This window comes from Massilia terrae, from assembly GCF_024753145.1.
In the GTDB taxonomy this organism is placed as follows: domain Bacteria; phylum Pseudomonadota; class Gammaproteobacteria; order Burkholderiales; family Burkholderiaceae_D; genus Telluria; species Telluria terrae.
On the sequence record NZ_JANUGU010000010.1, the window covers coordinates 55,710 to 77,744 of the forward strand.

The 22,035-nt window shown below is 66.1% G+C and carries 23 protein-coding genes; 11 read left to right on the forward strand and 12 right to left on the reverse strand.

Annotated features, from left to right (window positions below; genetic code table 11):
* Positions 1–48: 48 nt before the first annotated feature.
* Complete coding sequence (locus NX778_RS22275) at positions 49–1,362, reverse strand: YifB family Mg chelatase-like AAA ATPase (RefSeq protein WP_258813999.1); 1,314 nt, start codon at positions 1,360–1,362, stop codon at positions 49–51.
* Positions 1,363–1,444: 82 nt separating this feature from the next.
* Positions 1,445–2,404: a transporter gene (locus tag NX778_RS22280; RefSeq protein WP_258814000.1), complete on the reverse strand. Its 960-nt coding sequence runs from the start codon at positions 2,402–2,404 to the stop codon at positions 1,445–1,447.
* Positions 2,405–2,655: 251 nt separating this feature from the next.
* On the opposite strand from NX778_RS22280, the gene nirK reads away from it, so the two are divergent.
* Both nirK and NX778_RS22290 read left to right on the forward strand, forming a co-directional pair.
* On the forward strand, positions 2,656–4,050 hold the full coding sequence (gene nirK, locus NX778_RS22285; protein WP_258814001.1) for a copper-containing nitrite reductase: 1,395 nt from the start codon (positions 2,656–2,658) through the stop codon (positions 4,048–4,050).
* A 96-nt stretch (positions 4,051–4,146) separates the two neighbouring features.
* Positions 4,147–4,827, forward strand: coding sequence for a Crp/Fnr family transcriptional regulator (locus tag NX778_RS22290; protein WP_258814002.1), 681 nt, complete (start codon positions 4,147–4,149; stop codon positions 4,825–4,827).
* Here the strand turns inward: NX778_RS22290 and NX778_RS22295 are convergent.
* The 6 genes from NX778_RS22295 to NX778_RS22320 form a co-directional block, all read right to left on the reverse strand.
* Positions 4,807–6,081 (reverse strand): permease, encoded by a 1,275-nt coding sequence (locus NX778_RS22295; protein WP_258814003.1) that lies wholly within the window; start codon positions 6,079–6,081, stop codon positions 4,807–4,809. The two genes, NX778_RS22290 and NX778_RS22295, sit on opposite strands and share 21 nt — an antisense overlap.
* Positions 6,081–6,311, reverse strand: a complete 231-nt coding sequence (locus NX778_RS22300; protein WP_258814004.1) for a DUF2249 domain-containing protein — start codon at positions 6,309–6,311, stop codon at positions 6,081–6,083. The genes NX778_RS22295 and NX778_RS22300 overlap by 1 nt, the downstream gene beginning before the upstream one ends.
* Positions 6,308–6,691 (reverse strand): SirB2 family protein, encoded by a 384-nt coding sequence (locus NX778_RS22305; protein WP_258814005.1) that lies wholly within the window; start codon positions 6,689–6,691, stop codon positions 6,308–6,310. The genes NX778_RS22300 and NX778_RS22305 overlap by 4 nt, the downstream gene beginning before the upstream one ends.
* Positions 6,672–7,145 (reverse strand): RrF2 family transcriptional regulator, encoded by a 474-nt coding sequence (locus tag NX778_RS22310; protein ID WP_258814006.1) that lies wholly within the window; start codon positions 7,143–7,145, stop codon positions 6,672–6,674. The genes NX778_RS22305 and NX778_RS22310 overlap by 20 nt, the downstream gene beginning before the upstream one ends.
* A gap of 22 nt (positions 7,146–7,167) precedes the next feature.
* Complete coding sequence (locus NX778_RS22315) at positions 7,168–7,446, reverse strand: DUF2249 domain-containing protein (RefSeq protein WP_258814007.1); 279 nt, start codon at positions 7,444–7,446, stop codon at positions 7,168–7,170.
* Between the two features lie 63 nt (positions 7,447–7,509).
* Positions 7,510–9,792: a nitric-oxide reductase large subunit gene (locus tag NX778_RS22320; RefSeq protein WP_258814008.1), complete on the reverse strand. Its 2,283-nt coding sequence runs from the start codon at positions 9,790–9,792 to the stop codon at positions 7,510–7,512.
* A 192-nt stretch (positions 9,793–9,984) separates the two neighbouring features.
* Here NX778_RS22320 and NX778_RS22325 point away from each other — a divergent pair, with 192 nt between their 5' ends.
* The 4 genes from NX778_RS22325 (at position 9,985) to NX778_RS22340 (ending at position 13,653) form a co-directional block, all read left to right on the forward strand.
* Positions 9,985–10,455, forward strand: coding sequence for an RrF2 family transcriptional regulator (locus tag NX778_RS22325; protein ID WP_258814009.1), 471 nt, complete (start codon positions 9,985–9,987; stop codon positions 10,453–10,455).
* Between the two features lie 86 nt (positions 10,456–10,541).
* Positions 10,542–11,723 (forward strand): NnrS family protein, encoded by a 1,182-nt coding sequence (locus tag NX778_RS22330; RefSeq protein WP_258814010.1) that lies wholly within the window; start codon positions 10,542–10,544, stop codon positions 11,721–11,723.
* A gap of 33 nt (positions 11,724–11,756) precedes the next feature.
* The gene (gene hemN / locus NX778_RS22335; protein ID WP_258814011.1) at positions 11,757–13,163 is read left to right on the forward strand and encodes an oxygen-independent coproporphyrinogen III oxidase; all 1,407 of its coding nucleotides are present in this window, start codon (positions 11,757–11,759) and stop codon (positions 13,161–13,163) included.
* Positions 13,164–13,212: 49 nt separating this feature from the next.
* Positions 13,213–13,653, forward strand: coding sequence for a YciI family protein (locus NX778_RS22340; protein ID WP_258814012.1), 441 nt, complete (start codon positions 13,213–13,215; stop codon positions 13,651–13,653).
* 159 nt (positions 13,654–13,812) lie between these two features.
* Here the strand turns inward: NX778_RS22340 and NX778_RS22345 are convergent, their stop codons facing one another.
* From NX778_RS22345 to NX778_RS22355, 3 genes are all read right to left on the reverse strand, one after another.
* Positions 13,813–14,073 (reverse strand): heavy-metal-associated domain-containing protein, encoded by a 261-nt coding sequence (locus NX778_RS22345; protein ID WP_258814013.1) that lies wholly within the window; start codon positions 14,071–14,073, stop codon positions 13,813–13,815.
* Positions 14,074–14,117: 44 nt separating this feature from the next.
* The gene (locus tag NX778_RS22350; protein ID WP_258814014.1) at positions 14,118–16,601 is read right to left on the reverse strand and encodes an adenosylcobalamin-dependent ribonucleoside-diphosphate reductase; all 2,484 of its coding nucleotides are present in this window, start codon (positions 16,599–16,601) and stop codon (positions 14,118–14,120) included.
* An 84-nt stretch (positions 16,602–16,685) separates the two neighbouring features.
* The gene (locus tag NX778_RS22355; protein WP_258814015.1) at positions 16,686–16,931 is read right to left on the reverse strand and encodes an accessory factor UbiK family protein; all 246 of its coding nucleotides are present in this window, start codon (positions 16,929–16,931) and stop codon (positions 16,686–16,688) included.
* 229 nt (positions 16,932–17,160) lie between these two features.
* Here NX778_RS22355 and NX778_RS22360 point away from each other — a divergent pair, with 229 nt between their 5' ends.
* The 4 genes from NX778_RS22360 to gshA all read left to right on the forward strand — a co-directional run bounded on the left by NX778_RS22360 (position 17,161) and on the right by gshA (position 21,106).
* A complete protein-coding gene (locus NX778_RS22360; protein ID WP_258814016.1) occupies positions 17,161–17,892 on the forward strand; it encodes a TorF family putative porin in 732 nt (243 codons plus the stop codon).
* 13 nt (positions 17,893–17,905) lie between these two features.
* A complete protein-coding gene (locus NX778_RS22365; RefSeq protein ID WP_258814017.1) occupies positions 17,906–18,244 on the forward strand; it encodes a P-II family nitrogen regulator in 339 nt (112 codons plus the stop codon).
* Between the two features lie 10 nt (positions 18,245–18,254).
* Positions 18,255–19,658: an ammonium transporter gene (locus tag NX778_RS22370; protein ID WP_258814018.1), complete on the forward strand. Its 1,404-nt coding sequence runs from the start codon at positions 18,255–18,257 to the stop codon at positions 19,656–19,658.
* A 146-nt stretch (positions 19,659–19,804) separates the two neighbouring features.
* Positions 19,805–21,106, forward strand: a complete 1,302-nt coding sequence (gshA, locus tag NX778_RS22375; protein ID WP_258814019.1) for a glutamate--cysteine ligase — start codon at positions 19,805–19,807, stop codon at positions 21,104–21,106.
* Here gshA and NX778_RS22380 read toward each other — a convergent pair.
* The gene (locus NX778_RS22380) at positions 21,025–21,507 is read right to left on the reverse strand and encodes a hypothetical protein (protein ID WP_258814020.1); all 483 of its coding nucleotides are present in this window, start codon (positions 21,505–21,507) and stop codon (positions 21,025–21,027) included. The two genes, gshA and NX778_RS22380, sit on opposite strands and share 82 nt — an antisense overlap.
* Positions 21,508–21,559: 52 nt before the next feature.
* Between NX778_RS22380 and NX778_RS22385 the strand changes: the two genes are divergently transcribed.
* Positions 21,560–21,955: a MerR family transcriptional regulator gene (locus NX778_RS22385; RefSeq protein ID WP_258814021.1), complete on the forward strand. Its 396-nt coding sequence runs from the start codon at positions 21,560–21,562 to the stop codon at positions 21,953–21,955.
* Positions 21,956–22,035 lie beyond the last annotated feature (80 nt).

Consider the following 22,035-nt stretch of genomic DNA (forward strand, 5'->3'; position numbering starts at 1 on the left):
CGATCGCGACAAGCTGCAACGCTTGGTGACCTCAAACGCAGCGCCATTTTACGGATCGGCGATCACACGCATGCCGCTGCTGGATCGGCAATTCGTTACGAATGTCGTCAACCTGGTTGAGCAGTCATTCCCGCACTTGAAACCCATCGATGTGACTCCGCTCTGGGAAGCGTTCGAGCGGCTCGGCCACCGGCCGGGGCTGTTCATGCGGCTTATCGACGTCGAATTAGATCCGTTGAACGGTTCGCCAAGTCGTGGCTTTGAACCGGACGTACTCGCAGCTGTGGAGCAGACGCTTCTCAACGGCGAGCGCCATCTTGAGTAAGGGCCGCTTGGCGAAGCGTTTTGAATGCGCATGTCAAGAAGGTCAGGCTTTAGAGGCGGAACTCTCCTAACTCTGCATGCTTGCAGACAGACAGTGGAACTGCACCTAACGATAAGCTCGTCAAGGAAGAGCACGCCGTGATGCGCCAATGAGATTTCGCCCGGGCGTGGAAGGGCGCCGCCGCCGACCAGCGCTACTCCGGACGAGGTGTGATGCGGACTGCGAAATGGCCGCTGCTTCCATTGTTCCGCCGAGAAGCTGCCCGCGAGCGATTGCACGGCGGCAGATTCCAGCGCCTGCTCGTCGTTCATCGGCGGCAGCAGGGCGGGAAAGCGCGAGGCCAGCATGCTCTTGCCGGTGCCGGGCGGGCCGATCAGCAACACCGCATGCAGGCCGGCGGCGGCCACCTCCAGCGCGCGCTTGGCGTGCAGCTGGCCCTTCACGTCCGCGAAGTCGGCGTAGCTGCGGTGCGTGATGTCGGTGCGGCGCCGGTGGCGTGCGAGCCGCCCGTTCTCGTCGTGCGCGGCGAAGTGGGCGCACACCTCCAGCAGTGTGCGCGCGGGATAGATCGCGGCATCGGCGACCAGCGCCGCCTCGTCCGCATTCGCCAGCGGCAGGATGAAGGACGGCGCGGAAACGGCGCCGCGCTGCATCGCAAAGGCCATCGCCAGTGCGCCGCGAACCGGACGCAATTCGCCCGACAGCGACAGCTCGCCCGCGAATTCGTAACGGCCCAGCTCCTTGGACGGGATCTGGCGCGAGGCGGCCAGGATGCCGAGCGCGATCGGCAGGTCGAAGCGGCCGGACTCCTTGGGCAATTCGGCCGGCGCGAGGTTGATCGTGATGCGCCGCGCGGGGATGTCGAAGCCTGCATTTTGCAGGGCTGCCTTGACCCGGTCCTTGGCTTCACGCACCTCGGCATCGGGCAAGCCGACGATGGTCAGGCAGGGCAGGCCGTTGGCGAGATGCACCTCGACGCTGACGGCGGGCGCTTCCATGCCGGCGAGGGCGCGGCTGCGGAGGACGGCGAGGCTCATGGGGCTCCTGGCGAGTGCGGGACTCGCGCCATGGTGCGCCTTCCGGCGCGGCGATCCTTGAGCGCCGCCAACCGTGCGCGGGTCAGAACCGGCCGGTCACCCCCACCATGAACGCGCGGTCCGCCGTCAGCTGCACGCCGGTCACGTGGCGATACAGTGCCTGCTGGACGAAGCCGTACACCTGCACATTGCTCGTCACCGCATAGGTCAGGCCCGGGCTCAGGTAGACGAAGCGGCTGCCGCTGTCGGCAGGCTCGGCATTGACGCCGCTGTCGGCCGCTTTATGGACCAGATTCAATTGCACCATCGCGCCGAAGCGCTCCCCGAAGCCGTGGCGGTAGCCCACGTCGGCCGTGAACTGGCCGCCGGCCTTGTAGCCGTCGTGGCTGTTCAGCGCGTGCTGGTATTGGGTCTGCGCGAACCACGAGGCATCGCTCTCCATCAGGGTCTGGTGGTAGAAGGCGCCCACGATCAGGTCGGTGGTGCCGGTGCCCGGCTGCATGCTGCGTTCGGCCTCGGCGCCGGCCGCGTTGGCGATCGTCGTGCGGCCGCTCGGCAGTTTCAGGCCGAAAGTCACGCCCGCGTTCGACGGTTTCATCGCATCACTGCCGACCGCGACCTGGTAGCGGCCGACCACCCGGATGTCGCCCAGCTCGGTGAACTTCCATTCCTCGTTCAGCTTGGCGCCATGGTGGTTGTGGATGTGCAGGTGGTCGTGCTCGCCGACCGGCGCGCTGACGGTCACGCCCCAGCCGTTGCCGAAATTCTTGCTGTAGGTGGCGACCAGGTTGCGGTTCAGGGTGCGCACTTCGTCGTGGTGTTGCGGAATCTGGCCGACCGCGACCCGGTCGCTGCCGAAGTAGGGCTGGTCCTGGTCGATGAATTCGTAATGCAGGTCAAACAGCGAGTTCGCTTCCGTCGTGGCGCTCTGGGTGGTCCAGTTGGTGTTCACCGTGCAAAAAGCGGCGCCGCAGCTGGCCGAGGCGAGCGTGGGAAGGAGGGCGGCGACGGCTGTGGCGATCAGAGTGGTGGCGGTTTTCATGGTGTTTTCCTTGATTTAGCTCATGTTTGATTGGTTCGGCTAAATCTTACATTTCAAATGCGACAAATTAATTTGATGTGCCTCAAAAATTCCGAACAGGCTGATGCGCCCGTCCGACAGCCTGTGGCCGGCTCATCGCTGACTACCGTTTTTTTGATGTGCATCATTTTTTTAAGATGTATCGCAAATATATGATTTATCCGTAACGCAAAGAAACCACTCGATAGATACATAACGACAAGGTGTCAAAAATGAAAGTCAAACTGCTCCCCTCTCTGATCGCCGCTCTCGTCCTTGGTACCGCAACGCTGGCGCCCGCCTATGCCCAGCACCAGCATGGACCGGCGTCCGTGCAGAACGTGGCCGATGTTGTCTTTACGCTGCGCACCGATATCGCTGACGGCAAGCTGGTCTTCATGGGTAACGCCGGCGCCATCAATGGCAAGGCGAACCCGACCCTGAACGTTCCGCTGGGCGCTGTCGTCCAGATCAACCTCGTCAACGGCGATGGCGCCACCCACGACCTGACCGTGGCCGATTTCGCGGCCAAGTCGAACCAGATCAACGTCAAGGGCGCCAGCACCTCGATCGTGTTCCGCGCCGATAAGAAGGGCGAGTTCACCTATATCTGCTCGCTGCCGGGCCACGTCCAGGCCGGCATGATCGGCAAACTGGTGGTGGGCGATGTGTCGCCGACGGCCAAGCCGCAGGGCGCGGACATCTCGCGCGACCCGCACGACGTCGGCACCCCGGTCGGCGCGCGCGGCCCGCAGCACCTGAAGGTCAATCTTGAAACGACCGAAGTCATGGGCCAGCTGATGGACGGCTCGACCTACAAATACTGGACCTTCAATAACAAGGTGCCGGGCCCGTTCATCCGCGTGCGCGTCGGCGACACGGTGGAAGTGAACCTGGCGAACAAGGCCGACAGCCACATGATCCACTCGGTCGACTTCCACGCGGTGACCGGTCCGGGCGGCGGCGCCACCGTGACCCAGGCTGCGCCGGGCAACAACAAGTCCTTCGTGTTCAAGGCGCTCAATCCGGGCCTGTACGTGTACCACTGCGCCACGCCGATGGTCGCGCAGCACATCTCGAACGGCATGTACGGCATGATCCTGGTCGAGCCGGAAGGCGGCCTGCCGAAGGTCGACCGCGAGTTCTACGTGATGCAGGGCGAGCTGTACACGGCGCAGAAACACGGCACCGCCGGCGAAAACGAATTCTCGCTTGAGAAGCTGCTGGCCGAACAGCCCGAGCACCTGATCTTCAACGGCAACCACGACGCGCTCACCAAGACCCACCGCATGGAAGCCAAGGTCGGCGAGACCGTACGCATCTTCTTTGGTGTCGGCGGCCCGAACGCGACCTCGAGCTTCCACGTGATCGGCGAAATCTTCGACCGCGTGTACGCGATGGGCGACCTGACCTCGCCGCCGCTGCGCAATGTGCAAACCACCACGGTGGCGCCGGGCGGGGCGACGATGGTCGAGTTCAAGGTCGACGTACCGGGCCGCTACATCCTGGTGGACCACGCCCTGTCGCGGATGGAGAAAGGCCTGGCCGGCTTCCTCTACGTGACCGGCAAGGACGACCCGGAGGTGTTCACCAGCACCAGCAAGCCTGACGCCGCATCGGGCCACTGATCGGCGCAGCCACGCGGGCCTGACACGGGCCCGTTTTATGGAACCTGGGCGGACGCCACAACAGCGTTCGCCCTCTTTGACTTCATGAGCACAGCCATGGCCGCACCTAAAATCGATCCGCGCGAATTCCTCAAGCGCCTCCCCCTGTTCGACGACTTCAACGCCGAGGAGCTGGCCGTCATCGCGGCCGGCACCACCGAGCTGCACGCGACGCGCTGCCAGCCGGTGTTCCATCGCGGCGACACCTGCAACGGCTTCTACTCGGTCGTGTACGGCCAGGTGAAGCTGGGCTTCGTGTCCGCGCAGGGCAACGAGAAGATCGTCGAGATCGTCGGCCCCGGCCACAGTTTCGGCGAGGCGCTCATGTTCATGGAGCGGCCTTACATCCTCAACGCCAACGCCTTGTGCGATACGCTGCTGCTGCACATCTCGAAGGCCGTCGTGTTCGAGGAGCTGGAGCGCAATCCGGCCTTCGCGCGGCGCATGCTGGCCGGCGTCAGCCGCCGCATGCACGGGCTGATCTCGGATGTGGAATCGTACTCGCTGCGCTCGGGCAGCCAGCGCATCGTCAGCTACCTGCTGAACGAACAGCCACCGGGCGACAGCGGCCGCGTGCTGCTTTCGGCCAGCAAGAAGCTGATCGCCTCGCGCCTGAACCTCACCCCGGAATACTTCTCGAGGGTGCTGCACGACCTGGTCTCGCGCGGCATGATCGCGCTGCGCGGCCGCGAAGTGACCATCCTCGACGCCGACGGACTACGCGCTTTCGCGAGCTGATTCGCGCAGCAGCCTGCGGTAGCGCAGTGCTGCCTTGGCCAGCATGGCGCCGAGCCAGGCCATGCCGCAGGCGAACAGCAGGCCGGCGGGACGCGCCAGCGCATGCAGCGGCACCGACGCCGCCAGCGCCACGACCGCCGACGCGTGGCATCCGAATTGCGCCCGCGCGGCGCGCGTGCCGATCCAGTGGTTCACGCCGGGCACCATGCGGCGCGGCAGGCCGGCGGCGGCCAGGTGATACCACAGCAGGAAGGGCATGATCTTGTACAGCATGCCGTTCACCGCCGACGCGGCGAAGCCGCCGATGAACAGGATCCCCAGCAGCAGCGGGCGCTGCGGACTGTCTCCATCCATCACGAACCACAGCAGCGCGCAGGCGATCGCGCTCGACAGCGACAGGTACCAGTACAGCGTGGTGACGTCCGGCGCGCGTTTGCGGCGCGCCAGCAGGTAGAGCGTGAAGCCGGCGAAGGCCGCCAGGGCGAGCGCGATCGCCGCGGCGGGCCAGGCCTGCCACGATGCGCCGCGCAAGTAGCCGGCGCTCCACGCCGCCAGCACCAGCAACAGGCCCGCGGGCAGGCCGAGCGCCAGGCGGCGCGGATAGGTGGCGGTCCCCTGGAACATGGGGATGACCTGGAACGACACCGCGATCACCAGCATCGCGACCCAGCCGAGCAGGCCCCAGGCCGCATGCAGTCCGGTCAACTGCAGCACCGGCAGCGCGGCGATGCCGGTCCAGGCCGCGGCCAGCGACAGGCCCAGGACGGCGGCGGCCAGCAGCCCGGCCAGCGCCGCGCGCATGCCGGCCACCATCTCGAACGCGCCGTTGAGGGCGCGCCGGGCGAGCGCGCGGCCGGTCGCCGCGGCAAAGCACAGCAGGCCCGATCCGACAAGCAGCGCGCCCGCCGCCACCAGCGCCGCCTGGCCGCCGAACATGCCGGCGGCGAGGAGCAAGGTGCCGCTCGCGAGCCCGCTCCAACTGGCGGTGGAGACGATGCGCAGCGCCGGAATGGCGAGACCGGCGACCACCGGCAGCATCTGCAGCATGGCCCCGATCATGGCCATCGCCAGGAAGCCCAGCGTCACCAGGTGGGTCAGCGCGAGCGCGGCCGGGGTCCAGCGCGATTGCAGCGCGTCCGGCCCCGCCCACGCGAGCAGCAGGCCGGCGGCGCAGCCGAAGCAGGGCGCGGCCAGCAGGAAACGCAGCGGCACCGCCAGCGCCGGCGAGTCGTCAAGGCCGAGCGCGCGCTGCATCAGTTGGCGAGTGTGATTTCGACGGTGACCGTGCCGGTGTCGTGCATGGTGGCGCGGTAGCGGTAGCCGTTGCGGTCGAGGATGCGGTAGAGCGGCAGCGGCTCGCGGTCGATCAGCATGAGCAGGCGCTTGCCGGGCGCCAGCCAGTCGAGCGCGTCGAGCACGCGCTCCAGCGGTTCGGGCGGCTGCAGTCCGCGCACGTCGAGGTGGATGGTGTCGGTATCGCTCATGAAAGGAAGAACAGCGGATTCTTGGTGACGGCCACGGCGACGATGTAGCCGAAGGTGGCCAGCGCGGCGACGTAGGCCGTCGCGCGCAGCGCCTTCGTCTTGCCGTACTTGAGGGCGACCGCGCCGAGCAGGATGTAGGCGACCAGCGCCACCAGCTTGGCCGTCAGCCACGGCATCTGGCCCGGATACTGGTGGCTCCAAAGCGCCAGGCCGACGGCCGATGCCAGCAGCAGCGAATCGACGATGTGGGGCGCGGTCTTGACCCAGCGCCGCTGCAGCATTGGCGAGCCTGCCAGCATCCACTGGCCGCGGAGGAAGAAGAAGCTGCCCGACAGCGCGGCGCAGCTCATGTGGAAGTGTTTAAGCAGCAGGTAGTCCATCGGTGGCAAGGCTCGCTCGGTGCATGTCGACCAGCGGACGGATGCTGCCGGCCGGGCGCGGAAGCACGCTCGCCAGCGAAATGCCGTCCAGTTCACGCAAGTATGCACCGGTTGCGCGTCCCAGTGCACTTTTGAGCACGCAGGTCGGCGACAGGTTGCAGGTGTTGCGCTCCTCGTCGAAGCACTCGACCATGATGAAGTCCGGTTCGGTGAGGCGCACCACGGAGCCGAGCGACACCGAGGCCGGATCGCAGGCCAGCCGCACGCCGCCGGCCCGGCCACGCACGGTGTCGACCAGGCCGGCCTGGCCGAGCCGGTGCACGACCTTGGTCAGGTGGTTGCGCGAGATGCCGTGGTTCTCGGCGATCTCCTGCACGGTGACGAGGCGTCCCGGTTGGGCGCCCACGTACATCAGCACGCGCAACGCATAATCGGTGTAGTCGGTAAGCCTCATGCTGGAACCTCGCTTGCCGCGCTCAGTGCGCGATGGTGAAGTCGATGACGATCGCGCCCGGATCGCGCGCCACGTAGGCGATGTCGAGGCGGCTGCCGAAGTACTCGCGCAGCTGGGCCAGCAGGGGCAGCGGATCGTGGTCGTTCAGGAAGCGCATGGTCTCGCCGGGCAGCAGCGAATCGAGCGCGCCGAAGATGGCGGCGTGACGGAAGCGGCGGGCGACGCCGCGCGCATCGAAGCCATAGACGGTGCTCGGGGCGGTGGCGCAGGAGCAGTCGGAGGAAGTGGAGCAGTCGGACATGATGTTGGGCTTTCGAGAGAAGGTTGGACATGCGCCGGCGCGGGGCCGGCGCATGCAAGGGTCTTACTTGACGGCGCCGAGATTGTCGTTGGCCGCGACGGTGCTCTGCTGCGGCTCGCCGCCCTTGAGCAGGCGCAGCGCGAACAGGGCCAGGAACAGCACGCCGATCGCGAACACGATGTCGCCCGGGACACGCAGCCACACCATGGTCTCCATGAAGTGCGAGTGGATCACTTCAGGCGAGCGGGCGTACCACATGCCCTTCGAGATGCTGGCGACGGCCTGGTAGATGCCGGCCGGGACCAGCGAGATGAACACCATCATCGCCAGGCCGATGTTCAGCAGCCAGAACATCGGCTTGAGCAGCGCATCCGACCAGGCCAGCCGGTCCGACAGGCCGCGCAGGCAGAACAGCATCAGGCCGATGCCGAGCATGCCGTACACACCGAACAGCGCGGCGTGGCCGTGGGCGGCGGTCAGGTTCAGGCCCTGCATGTAGTACAGCGCGATCGGGGTGTTGATCGAGAAGCCGAGCAGGCCGGCGCCGACGGTGTTCCAGAAGCCGACCGCGATGAAGCACAGGATCGCCCACTTGTAGCTCTGGACCCACGGTGCGGCCTTGGAGCGCTGGTAGTTGCGGTATGCCTCGATGCCGATCATCGACAGCGGGACCACTTCAAGTGCCGAGAACATGGCGCCGATCGCGATCACCGAGGTCGGGGTGCCGGTCCAGTACAGGTGGTGCAGCGTGCCCAGGATGCCGCCGAACAGGAACACGATGGTCTCCAGCACGATGGCGGTGTTGGCGGTGGCGGCGCGGATCAGGCCGAGGCGCGAGAACAGCAGGGCGATGACGGCGGTGGCGAACACTTCGAAGAAGCCTTCGACCCACAGGTGCACCAGCCACCAGCGCCAGTACTCGATCATCGAGTAGTGGGTGGTGCGGCCCCAGGTCAGCGAGGTGGCGTAGAAGCCGCCGATGCAGACCGCTGCCAGGAACACCATGGTGATCAGGCCGCGGCTTTCCGACGGCTTGGTCAGGGCCGGCCACAGGCCGCGGCCGAGCAGCAGGGCCCAGAACAGCAGGCCGACGAACAGCAGGTACTGCCAGATGCGGCCCATGCTGGTGAATTCCAGGCCCTGGCTGCCGAGCCAGAACGAGAACGCGGTGCCCTTGTGCTGGACGGTGCCGAGCCAGCCGCAGACGGTCGAGCCGACCACGATGAACAGCAGCGCGTAGAACAGCACGTCGGTGCCGAGCTTCTGGAATTTCGGCTCATGGCCGCCGATCACCGGCGCGATGTACAGGCCGGTGGCGAGCCAGGCGGTGGCGATCCACAGCACGGCGAACTGGGTGTGGATGGTGCGGCTGACGGTGAACGGCAGGATGTCGGCCAGCGGGAAGCCGAAGAAGCTGGTGCCTTCGACCGAGTAGTGGGCGGTGACGACGCCGAAGCCGACTTGCGCCAGGATCAGGCCGATCACGACGAAGAAGTACTTCTTGGTGGCCTTCATCGACGGCGTGGCCTTCAGGCTGAACAGCGGGTCGGCCTTGGGCGGCGTCGGATCGCTTTCTTCGCCGTGCGAGGAATGGAACAGCAGCATGGCGGCGATCGCGCCGATCATCAGGATCACCGAAGCGATCGACCAGATGCCGGTGCCGGCGCTCGGCGTGTTGCCGACCAGCGGCTCGCTCGGCCAGTTGGAGGTGTACGACAGGCCGGCCACGCCCGGACGGTCGGCGGCGGCGGCCCACGAGGACCAGAAGAAGAAGCCGGTCAGGGCCTTGCGCTCGTCGGCGCTGGGCAGCGAGCCGGACGTCATCGCATATTGTCCGCGCAGCTTGTCCAGTTTCGGATCGCTGCCGAACAGGCCGATGTAGTGCGCGGCGACCTGCTGCACCGCCTTGGCGCGGATGTCGGACAGGGCCAGCACGCCGGTCTTCTCGTCATAGGTATTGGTGCGCAGTTCCTGTTTCACCAGCGCGTCCACCTGGGCGCGCAGCTGGGTCGGCAGGGAGGCGTAATCGCTCTTGTAATACTGTTGGGCGAACAGTTCCTGCAGCGCGAGCGCTTCGCGGTGCAGCCAGTCGGCCGACCAGTCCGGCGCCACGTAGGAGCCGTGGCCCCAGACCGTGCCCAGTTCCTGGCCGCCGGCCGACAGCCAGGCCTGCTGGCCGAGTGTCACCTGGTCGCCCTGGTACAGCACCTCTCCGCTGGTGCTGACTACTTGTTGTGGAATCGGTGGCGCCTTCAGGTAGATCTCCTTGCCGACCCAGAGCAGGACGGCGAAGGAGGCTACACAGATGATCGCAAGCCAGGTCCACAGTTTGCGCGTGGCATGCATGATGTTCCCTTCTTGGTTTGGGTTGATGTCGGATGTTGCAGAGCTCTTAAATATGCATTCTACGCGCATCTTTTTAAAACATGCAATCCAAGCGCATCTTTTCTTGACCGGGTTTATGTTTTTCTGCTTCTTCCGGACAAAAGCTGTAGAATTTGTGCCTGTTATCCCACACATGGCTGCCCGCTCCATCCGATGAGACTGACTTCGTATTCCGACTATTCGCTGCGCGCCCTGATGTACCTGGCGCTGAACCGCGACCACCTGGTCACCATCGGCGAGATCGCGCAGACCCACAACATCGCCAAGAACCACCTGACCAAGGTCGTGCACCACCTGGGCACGCTGGGCTTCGTGGAGACGGTGCGCGGCCGCAGCGGCGGCCTGCGGCTGGCGCGCGAGCCGAAGGACATCAGCATCGGCGAAGTGGTGCGCCACACCGAGAGCGACTTCTATATGGCCTCGTGCTTCGACGAGAGCGCGCCCGGCTGCCTGTATGCGGCCGGCTGCGAGCTGCGCGGTGCGCTGGCGCGGGCCACCAAGGCTTTCCTCGACGTCCTCGACAGCGTGACCCTGGCCCAGATGGTGGAGCGCGATCCGCGCCAGGCGGCGCCGGGCGTGCAGGCGATCCAGCTGCATTTCAAGCGCACCCCGCAACCGGCGTAACACGCGGTGATCCAATTTCCAGCTTGCCTCAACGGCCTGTCCGATATAAGATGCATTTTAAATGAATCTTTTATCGGAGAGCTGACATGGCATTACTGACGATCGACGAGGCGCAGGAGCCGGCGCCGCAGGGCAGCGCGCTGCTGGCGCTGGGTTTCCGACCTTTCTACCTGCTGGCGGCGGCGTTCGCGGCGGTCAGCGTGCCGGTCTGGATCGCCAGTTATTACGGCGTGGCCGGGCCGCTGCAGGTCTCGATGGCCTGGCACGTGCACGAGATGCTGTTCGGCTTCGTGGTCGCGGTGATCGTCGGCTTCCTGTACACGGCGGGGCGCAACTGGACCGGCCTGTGGACCCCGCGCGGCAAGCAGCTGGGGATGATCGCGGGGCTGTGGATCGCCGGGCGCGTCGCCATGTTCGCCGCGCCGCCGCTGCTGGCTGCGCTGGTGGACGTGGCTTTCCTGCCGGTCGCCGCCTGGCCGCTGTACCGCGTGCTCAAGCGCTCCAACAACAAGCGCAATATGTTCCTGGTCGTGCTGCTCGGGATCCTGGCCGTGGCCAACGCCTGCTACCACGCGATCCTGCTTGGCTGGATCGACGCGCCGTTCACCCGGCCCGCCTACGCCGCGATGATCGTGGTGGTGGTGATCGAGGCGGCCATCGGCGGCCGCGTGATCCCGATGTTCACCTCCAACGCGGCGCGCGTGAAAACCGTGACCAATCCGCGCGTCGACAAGGCCGCCATCGCCTGCACCGCCGCCGCCGGCGCGGCCTGGGTGATCGGCCTGCCGGCCATCGTCACCGCGCTGCTGGCGCTGGCCGCCGCCGCCACGCAGGGCTGGCGCCTCGCGGGCTGGAAGCCGCTCGCCACCTTCGGCAATCCGCTGCTGTGGATCCTGCACGCCTCGTATGCGTGGATTCCGTTCGGCTTTTTGATGCTGGCGCTGTCGCAGTTCGGCTGGGTGCCGGCGACGGCGGCGGTGCACGTGCTGGCGCTGGGTGCGCTGGCCGGGCTCATTCTCGGCATGATGACCCGCACGGCGCTGGGCCACACCGGCCGCATGCTGGCGGCCGGCCGTTCGGAGACCGCCATGTACGCGCTGATCCAGCTGGGCGTGCTGCTGCGCCTCGTGGCGGCGCTGTCCGCCGATGGCGCGCGCAATGTGGCGCTGGTCGCCGCCGCCGCCTGCTGGAGCGCCGCCTTCCTGCTGTATGTGATCGTCTACGCGCCGCGCCTGGCCCGTCCCCGCATCGACGGCCGCGAAGGCTGATCCGAAATCCGCCCAATAAAAGGAAAAACAATCATGGCTGCCATCACCAACGAGCTCACCGCCGACCTGATCGCGAAGATGAGCCAGCACGGCCCGCGCTACACCTCGTATCCCACCGCCGACCGCTTCAGCGGCCAGTTCTGCGCCACCGACTACATGGACGCGGTGCGCCGCGTCGTCGCGGCAGGTTGCATGCGGCCGCTGTCGCTGTACCTGCACATCCCGTTCTGCCAGTCGCTGTGCTACTACTGCGGCTGCAACAAGATCATCACCAACAACCGCTCCAAGGCCGAGATCTACCTCGGCTACCTGAAGCGCGAGGTCGACATGCAGGCCGCGCTGTTCGGCGCCCACAAGCGCGTCGAGCAGCTGCACTTCGGCGGCGGCACGCCGACCTATCTGTCGGACCAACAGATGGGTGGACTGATGGACTACCTGCGCACCAGATTCGATTTCGCTCCCGACTCCGTGGGCGAATACTCGATCGAGATCGACCCGCGCACGGTGGACGCGGAGCGCATCCATTCGCTGCGCCGCCAGGGCTTCAATCGCCTGAGCCTGGGCGTGCAGGACTTCGACGAAGAAGTGCAGAAGGCCGTCAACCGCATCCAGCCGGAGGCGCTGACGCTGAACGCCATCGCCGCCGGCCGCGCGGCGGGCTACCGCTCGATCAGCATCGACCTGATCTACGGCCTGCCCAAGCAGAGCGTGGCCACCATGACGCAGACGCTGGACAAGGTGATCGCGGCCAGCCCGGACCGCATTTCGGTCTACAACTATGCCCACATGCCTTCGCTGTTCAAGTCGCAGCGCCTGATCGACGAGGACGAGCTGCCGGCGCCGCAGGTCAAGCTCGACATGCTGGCGCTGTGCATCGAGAAGCTGACTGGCGCCGGCTACGTCTATATCGGCATGGACCATTTCGCCAGGCCGGACGACGAGCTGGCGATCGCCCAGCGCGAGGGCGGCCTGCAGCGCAACTTCCAGGGCTATTCGACGCACGCCGAGGCCGACATGGTGTCGTGCGGCGTGTCGGCGATCAGCGCGGTCGGCGGCAGCTTTGCGCAGAACGAAAAATCGCTGGAGCGCTACTACGCGGCGCTCGACCGCGGCGAGCTGCCGGTGGCGCGCGGCTTGTCGTCGACGCCGGACGACTTCGTGCGGCGCGCCGTGATCCAGCGCCTGATGTGCGACTTCACGCTGGACGTGCCGGCCTTCGAGCGCGAGCACGGCATCGACTTCGGCGGCTATTTTGCGAACGAGATCCCCAAGCTGCGCGAGTTCGAAGCCGATGGCCTGCTGGCGCTCGCCGACAGTGCGGTCAAGGTGACCGATCGCGGCCGCCTCCTGATCCGCAACGTGGCCATGGCCTTCGACGCCTACCTCGGCAAGCCCAACCTGGTGCCGCTGCAGCGCATGCAGTATTCGCTCACTATCTGAACTGTTTGCGTGCTACGCTGTGCCACCATGACAAGAAATGGAGGCCCGGATGTGGAAGCATCTCCTTGCAGCCTGCTCGCTTGCCTTCTGCGTGGCCCAGCCCGCGCTGGCGCAGAGCGACCCTGAACTGGCGAAGTCGCTCGGCGCCGACGAGCGCGGAATGCGCGGCTATGTGCTGGTGATCCTCAAGACCGGGCCGCATCGCGTGCCCGATGGCGACGCCCGCAAGAAGATGTTCGAGGGGCACTTCGCCAACATGGGCCGCCTGGCGGCCGAGAAGAAGCTGGTGACGGCCGGGCCGCTGGATGGGGTCGACGGCTGGCGCGGACTGTTTCTGTTCAATACCTCGGATATCGAGGAGGCCAAGCGCCTGGTGGCTACCGATCCGGTCATTATCAACGGCGAGATGGTGGCGGAGTACCACAAGTTCTACGGCTCGGCGGCGCTGATGATGGTGCCTGACGTGCACGCCAAGATCGAGAAGAAGTGAGTCGAGCGGTTGGCGACTGTCCACTGTTAGCCAAGAGACCGTCGTCCCGGCGAAGGCCGGGACCCATAGACCGCTTACTTGGTCGCATGATTGCGCCGCAGGCCACGCACCCTCAGCATGGGTCCCGGCCTTCGCCGGGACGACGGTTTTTAGGTTAACTCAGTGGCCGGATCCGCCACAGGCGCCGCAGCAGCCGCCGCCGGATTTGGGCTTGTCGTGCAGCGGATAGCCCGCCCGTTCCAGCACGGCGGCGATTTCCTGGGCCGAGGTGCTGTCGCTGTCGTACACGATGCCCACGCGGCTGGCGCCGTCGCTGGCGACCGCCTCTGCCACGCCATCAATGGCGCGCAGCGCCTTGGTGATTTTGGCCACGCCGGCCGCATCGAGTACTCCCGCAAGTTGCAGGTTCTGGTGAATCATATCGTTGACTCCTGTGATTGAATGAGACAGGGCGGAAGCTGGTTTCAGCCGCAGCCGCCCATGTAGTGGCAGGCGGTGCAGCGCGTGCAGCCGTCGACCTTGCGCAGGGCGCGCGCACCGCACTCGGGGCACTTGGCGCCCGGCGTGGTCGCCGCCATGCCCTCGGCGGTGGTCGCCACCGGCTGCGCGGGCAGTTCGTGCAGCGAGTACTGCCGCTCCGCCAGCCGCTTGACCAGCTGCGGCACCGGCACCTGGTTGCCGTAGGCGTCGAGGAAGCCGCGCCGGATCAGGATCCGCTGCAGCATGAAGGCAATCGCCGCCACCTCGGAGTCGTGGTACACCGGCACCTGGGTTCCGTCCTCGCGCGTCAGGTAGCCGCAGCGCACCGGGCCTTTCTCCCACACGACCTCGCGCATGTCGGCCAGCGCCTTGGCGATCGGGCTGCCGGCGCGCGCCACCATCGACAACAGCCGCATCGACGCCGTGATCCACTGCTGGCCGTCGCTGCGCTGGTTGGCCGGCATGAAGAAGTCGAAGGGACGTTCGATGGTCACCTGCTGGCCTTCGTACACGCCGTCGGCGCGGATGAAGCTCACCGTCAGGTAGACCGCTTTCTTGCCTTCCTGGGTCGAGTACTCGATCTTGGAGGTGACCGATTCCAGCTCGCCCAGCGGGCGGCGTTCGAAGCGCTTGCGCAGCGGGTCATCGTCCGCCAGCACCGGCTTCTCGGCCACCGGCGTGGTCGACAGCACGCTGCCCAGCACCGCGTTGGGGCGGTAGGTGGCCAGGCCCTTCAGGCCGGCGCGCCAGGCTTCGGTGTACAGGTCGCGGAAATCGTCGTAGGGATAATCGGCCGGCACGTTGACGGTCTTGGAGATCGCGGTGTCCACGAAGGGCTGCACCGCTTCCATCATCTGCAGGTGGTCGATCGCGCGCATCTGCAGCGCGGTCACGAACTGCGGCGGCAGCCTGGCGTCATCCAGCACGTCATGGCCCAGTTGGCGGTACAGGCGCCAGGCGTGGTCGGCCACCTCGTAGCTGCGGAAGGAGTTGTCCGGCTGGCGCTTGCGGCGCTGGTAGGTCCAGGAAAATGCCGGCTCGATGCCGTTCGAGGCATTGTCCGCGAAGGCGAGGGTGATGGTGCCGGTCGGCGCGATCGACAGCAGGTGCGAGTTGCGGATGCCGTGGTCGGCGATCGCGGCGCGCAGGGCTTCGGGCAGGCGCTGCACGAACTGGCCCTGCAGGTACTTCTCGGCGTCGAACAGCGGGAACGCCCCTTTTTCGCGCGCCAGTTCGACCGAGGCGGCGTAGGCGGCGTCGCGCAGTTCACCCGCGATGTCGGCGGCGAGGCTGCGGCCTTCCTGCGAGTCGTAGCGCAGGCCCAGCATCACCAGCGCGCTGCCCAGGCCGAGGAAGCCCAGCCCGATGCGGCGCTTGGCGTGCGCCTCGTCGGCCTGCTGCGGCAGCGGCCACTGGGTCGCGTCCAGCACCAGGTCGAGCATGCGCACCGCGACCGTGGCGACCTCGCGCAGGCGCGCGAAATCGAAGCTGGCCTCGCCGGTGAAGGGGCGGTCGACGAACATGGTCAGGTTGAGCGATCCCAGGTCGCAGCAGCCGTAGGCAGGCAGGGGCTGCTCGCCGCAAGGATTGCTGGCGCGCAAGGTCTCGCAGTACCAAAGGTTGTTTTCCGCGTTCATGCGGTCGATGAACAGCACGCCCGGCTCGGCGTGGTCGTAGGTGGACTGCATGACCCGGTCCCACAGCTCGCGCGCTGCTACCCGCCGGTAGGTCCACAGGCCATCCTCGCGCTGCCAGGCGCCGGCCGCGAGCTGGTCGTCGCCCGGCTCGGCGTGGTGCACCAGGTCGAAGTGGGCGTCGGCCACCACCGCTTCCATGAAGGCGTCGGTGACGCCGACCGACAGGTTGAAGTTGGAGAAGCCGCCGTTGTCCTTGGCGGCGATGAACTGCTCGACGTCCGGGTGGTCGATGCGCAGCACGCCCATCTGGGCGCCGCGCCGCGCGCCGGCCGATTCCACCGTGCGGCAGGACGAGTCGAACACTTCCATGTAGGAGACCGGCCCGGAGGCGCGCGACTGGGTGCCGCGCACCTTGCTGCCGAGCGGGCGGATGGCGGAGAAGTCGTAGCCGACGCCGCCGCCGCGGCGCATGGTCTCGGCGGCTTCGGACAGGGCGGTGTAAATGCCGGGCAGCCCGTTCTCCAGCCCGGTGATCGAGTCGCCCACCGGCTGGACGAAGCAGTTGATGAGGGTGGCCTTGATGCCCAGGCCGACGGCGGAGTTGATGCGCCCGGCCGGCACGAAGCCCTGTTCCTGGGCCCACAGGAAGCGCTGTTCAAGCTCGGCGCGGCGCTCCTCCGGCTCCAGCGCGGCCAGCGCGCGGGCGACGCGCGCGCGCACGTCGGCGACCGTCTGCTCCTCGCCCTTGGCGTACTTCTCGCGCAATACGTCCAGCGACACCTCCTGCGGTGCCATCTGCGACGCGGCGATCATTTTTTCGTTTGCATTCATTGGTGGTCCTGTTGTTCTGGCCTGCCGCAGCGGGCAGGTAACACAGACTATCCACGAATGCCGGAGCCGACGCCTTAAACCGGTTTAAGAAGCCTGCTGCGCAGCCAGGCGCGCCTCCAGCTCGGCCACACGCGCTTCCAGCGCCTCCAGCTTGGCGCGGGTCTTGGCCAGCACCTGCGCCTGGATGTCGAACTCTTCGCGCGTGACCAGGTCCAGCTTCGAGAAGCCCTGGGTCATCATCGCCTTCACATTGCGTTCGATGTCCTTGGCGGGCGAGTTCTCGATCGCCTCGTTGATCTTGACTTGCAAGTCGTTGAAGAAATTATTCATACCGTTTCCATTGATTAGCGCACCAGCAAGGTGCATTTCGCTGCCTGCTGGTGCGCCCGGGGTGGCGCGCGCAGGGAATCCCTCAACCAAATTGGGGCGTGCCTGAGCGAAAAACAAGCGCGGCCCGCGATTTTGGGAGGTGGCACGCATCGTGCTAACAGATAACAACGAAGCAGTGCATATCAAGATTGTAACCGCAACACCAGCATCGTTCACCAAAGGGGATCCCATGAAAAAGAAGCACATGATTGCAGCAGTGCTGGCGCTGGGCGCCTGCAGCGCACCGGCCTTCGCCGATGAGCCGCAGCCGGACAACCAGCTGAGCTACAACGCGTCGGTGGTCACCGATTACCGCTACCGCGGCATTTCCCAGAGCCGGCTCGACCCGGCCCTGCAGGGCGGCATGGACTACAGCAACACGCCGACCGGGCTGTATGCCGGCACCTGGCTGTCGACCATCCACTGGATCAAGGACGGCGGCGGCTCCGGCAATGTCGAATGGGATATCTACGGCGGCAAGAAGGGCGACCTCGGCAACGGGATCAGCTACGACGTCGGCGGCCTGTACTACCTGTACCCGGACAACGGCCTGAAGCCGAACGCCAACACCTTCGAACTGTACGGCCAGCTCGGCTACGGCCCGGCCTACATCAAGTATTCCAGCAGCCTGACCAACCTGTTCGGCGCGCCCGACAGCAAGCACAGCGGCTACCTGGACATCGGCGCCAACCTGGAAACCGGCATGCCGGGCGTGACCGTGCAGCTGCACGCCGGCCGCCAGGAGGTGCGCCACAACGATCCGCTGTCCTACACCGACTGGAAAGTGGGCGTGTCCAAGGACTTCGGCGTCGCCACCGTGGCGCTGGCCTGGGTCAAGACCACCTCCAGCGCCTACCGCGCGCCGAGCGGCGAGAACCTGGGCAAGTCGGCCGCGGTGCTGTCCCTATCGAAGACTTTTTAAGACGAGGTAAGCCATGAAAATGATCACCGCGATCATCAAGCCCTTCAAGCTGGACGAGGTGCGCGAAGCGCTGTCGGCCATCAACGTGCACGGCATGACCGTGACCGAAGTGAAGGGCTTCGGCCGCCAGAAGGGCCACACCGAGCTGTACCGCGGCGCCGAGTACGTGGTCGACTTCCTCCCCAAGATCAAGATCGAGGCGGCGGTCGACGAAAGCCTGGTCGAGCAGGTGGTCGAGGTGATCGAGACCGCCGCGCGCACCGGCAAGATCGGCGACGGCAAGATCTTCGTCGCCGACCTCGAGCAGGTCGTTCGTATCCGTACCGGCGAAACCGGCAACGAAGCACTTTGAAAGGGACACCATGAAATCCTTCCTTACTCGCGCGCTCGCGGCCATCGCCGCGCTCGGGCTGGCGCTGCCGGCCTATGCCGCGCCGGTCGTCAACAAGGGCGACACCGCGTGGATGATCGTCGCCACCCTGCTGGTGGTGATGATGTCGATCCCTGGCCTGGCCCTGTTCTACGGCGGCCTGGTGCGCGCCAAGAACATGCTGTCGGTGCTGCTGCAGGTGTTCACCATCTTCTCGGTGATCATCGTGCTGTGGTGCCTGTACGGCTATTCGCTGGCTTTCACCGAGGGTAATGCCTTCATCGGCGGGCTGGACCGGCTGATGCTGCGCGGGATCTTCGATCCGGCTACCGGCAGCTTCGCCACCGCCGCCACCTTCAGCAAGGGCGTGGCGATCCCCGAATTCATCTACGTCGCCTTCCAGGGCACGTTCGCGGCCATCACCTGCGGCCTGATCGTCGGCTCCTTCGCCGAGCGCATCAAGTTCTCGGCGGTGCTGCTGTTCACCGTGCTGTGGTTCACCTTCGCCTACCTGCCGATCGCGCACATGGTCTGGTTCTGGCCGGGTCCGGACGGCATCAAGGACGCCGCCACCCTCGCTTCCGAAACCGCCAAGGGCGGCTGGCTGTGGCAGAAGGGCGCGCTGGACTTTGCCGGCGGTACCGTGGTCCACATCAACGCGGCGGTGGCCGGCCTGGTCGGCGCCTTCGTGGTCGGCAAGCGCATCGGCTACGGCCGTGAATCGATGGCCCCGCATTCGCTGGTGATGACCATGATCGGCGCCTCGCTGCTGTGGGTGGGCTGGTTCGGCTTCAACGCCGGCTCGGCGCTGGAAGCGGGCGACGCCGCCGCACTGGCCTTCATCAACACCATGCTGGCGACTGCCGCCGCGGCCGTGTCGTGGCTGCTGGGCGAGTGGGTGTTCAAGGGCAAGCCGTCGATGCTGGGCGCGACCTCGGGCGCGGTGGCCGGCCTGGTGGCGATCACCCCGGCCTGCGGCTTCATCGGCCCGATGGGCGCACTGGCGATCGGCCTGGTGGGCGGCCTGGTCTGCCTGTGGGGCGTGAACGGCCTCAAGCGCCTGCTGGGCGCCGACGACTCGCTGGACGTGTTCGGCGTGCACGGCGTGGGCGGCATCCTCGGTGCGCTGCTGACCGGCGTGTTCGCCGCGCCGCAGCTGGGCGGCCAGGGCATCTTCGATTATGTGACGAACAAGCTGTCGGCCGATCCGTACGCGATCGGCGGCCAGCTGCTGATTCAGGGCGAGGCCATCCTGACCACCATCGTGTGGTCGGCCGTGGTGGCCTTCATCGCGTACAAGGTGGTCGACCTGGTGGTGGGCCTGCGCGTGCCGGAAGAGCAGGAGCGGGAAGGGCTGGACATTACCAGCCATGGAGAATCGGCGTACCACGCGTAAAAAACGCGGGTATAGCTGGGGAAAAGCGGCCTTCGGGCCGCTTTTTTTATCCATTTCAACAGCGCGGCCTTTAAAACCCGATATGACGCCCCGATGTATGCTTACTACAATTTTTATCAAGAAGCCCAAACTAAGGACGCTCATTCATGGTTCCGCACCTTGTCACTGCCCGCTCCGGTCCCTTGCTCGACCTGGAGAAGAAAATCCTCGAGGCCACGCCCGCGATCGAGCGCTGGTTCCGCCTCGAGTGGCAGGAACACACCCCGCCGTTCTACTGTTCGGTGGACCTGCGCAACGCCGGCTACAAGCTGGCCCCGGTCGACACCAACCTGTTCCCCGGCGGTTTCAACAACCTGGCCACCGAGATGCTGCCGCTGGCGGTGCAGGCCGCGATGGCGGCGATCGACAAGTACTGCCCGGACGCCCGCAACCTGCTGCTGATCCCGGAAAGCCACACGCGCAATCCCTTTTACCTGCAGAACGTGCAGCGCCTGATGCAGATCTTCCGCCAGACCGGCCTGCACGTGCGCCTCGGTTCGCTGTCGCCGGACGTGACCGAGCCGACCCCGCTGGCGCTGCCGGACGGGAATATGCTGGTGATCGAGCCGCTGGTGCGCTCGCCCAACGGGCGCCGCGTCGGGGTGGCCGACTTCGACCCCTGCACCATCCTGCTGAATAACGACCTGTCGGCCGGCATCCCGGCCATCCTCGAAAACGTGCACGAGCAATCGCTGCTGCCGCCGCTGCACGCGGGCTGGGCGGTGCGGCGCAAGAGCAACCACTTCAAGGCTTTCGACGAGGTGGCCAAGAAATTCGGCAAGCTGATCGACATCGATCCCTGGCTGGTCAACCCCCTGCATGCGAAATGCGGCGAGGTCAATTTCCAGGAAGACCAGGGCATGGAATGCCTGGCTGACAACGTCTCGATGCTGCTTGCGAAGATCAAGAAGAAGTACAAGGAATACGGGATGAAGGAGCAAAAGCCCTTCGTCATCGTCAAGCCGGACGCGGGCACCTACGGCATGGGCATCATGACCGTGAAGGACGCCAGCGAGGTCAAGGACCTGAACCGCAAGCAGCGCAACAAGATGTCGGTCATCAAGGACGGAGTGCAAGTCACCGACGTCATGATCCAGGAAGGCGTGCCGACCTTCGAGTCGATCGAGGACAAGGTGGCCGAGCCGGTGGTGTACATGATCGACCGCTACGTGGTCGGCGGCTTCTACCGGGTGCACGCCGAGCGCGGCATCGACCAGAACCTGAACGCGCCGGGCTCGCAGTTCGTGCCGCTCGCGTTCGCGCAGCAGCACGCGGTGCCGGACCTGTCGGCCAAGCCGGGCACGGCGGCGCCGAACCGCTTCTACGTCTACGGCGTGGTGGCAAGGCTGGCGCTGCTGGCGGCCTCGCTCGAGCTGGAGCGGACCGATCCGAATCCCGAGGTGTATTGACGCGCTGGCGCCACCGGCCACCACTGGATGATGCCCCAGGCGACTTCGGGGATCACCATCATCCACAGGATCGGCGCGCCGGTCGCGAGCAGGGCCCAGCTCATCCAGCTTGCAAACAGGAAGCGCCCGGCGCCGTCGAAGCGGCCGAGGCGGACCGTCGGTTCGAGCAGGCGCACCACCGACCAGATCACCACGACCGTGCCCATCATGTTGGCGAGCATCGTCTGGAGGGGGCCGAAGGCGGGCAGCGGCGCGCCGCCCAGCACCTGGTTGAAGCGCGAGACGGCCTCGTGCAGGAGCGCGAAGGTCCAGGGCGTGGCGAACGGGGCGCTGAGGACCAGGTCGTACCAGGCGCTGGCGCGGACGATCTTCAGGTAAGCGGGGCGGGACAATGTTTTCATGGCGTTGTTCGTCGAGGATGGGACGCCCATGTTCGGGGTTGGAGTACACTCCATGGTCAAGCTTTTTTTAGGTCACACCATGCAAATCGGCGAATTGTCGTCCGCAACCGGCCTGAGCCGGGATACCTTACGGTTTTACGAGAAACGCGGGCTGGTTGCGTCGAATCGGCGCAGCAACGGTTACCGCGAATATCCGGCCGAGGCGGTCGAGTGGCTGTGTTACGTGCGCACCGCGCAGGCGCTGGGCTTCACGTTGGCCGAGATCGAATCGGGCTTGCCGATGCTGACGGGCGGTGGAGCGTCCGGGCCGGTGCTGCGCGAGGTGCTGCGCGGGAAGCTCAAGGAAATCGACGAGCGGATCGCGGCGCTGTCCGATTTGCGCGCCGATCTTGCGCGCCGCATTGACGAGCCCTTGGCGACGTGCCCGCTGCAAAGTGGGGCAGTGTGATCGCGATGGTTAGCCACCTCGGCCGAGCCCCGCTCCCAACGGCAGTTGCCGTTTCCAGCTAAAATCCAAGTCATTCAGTT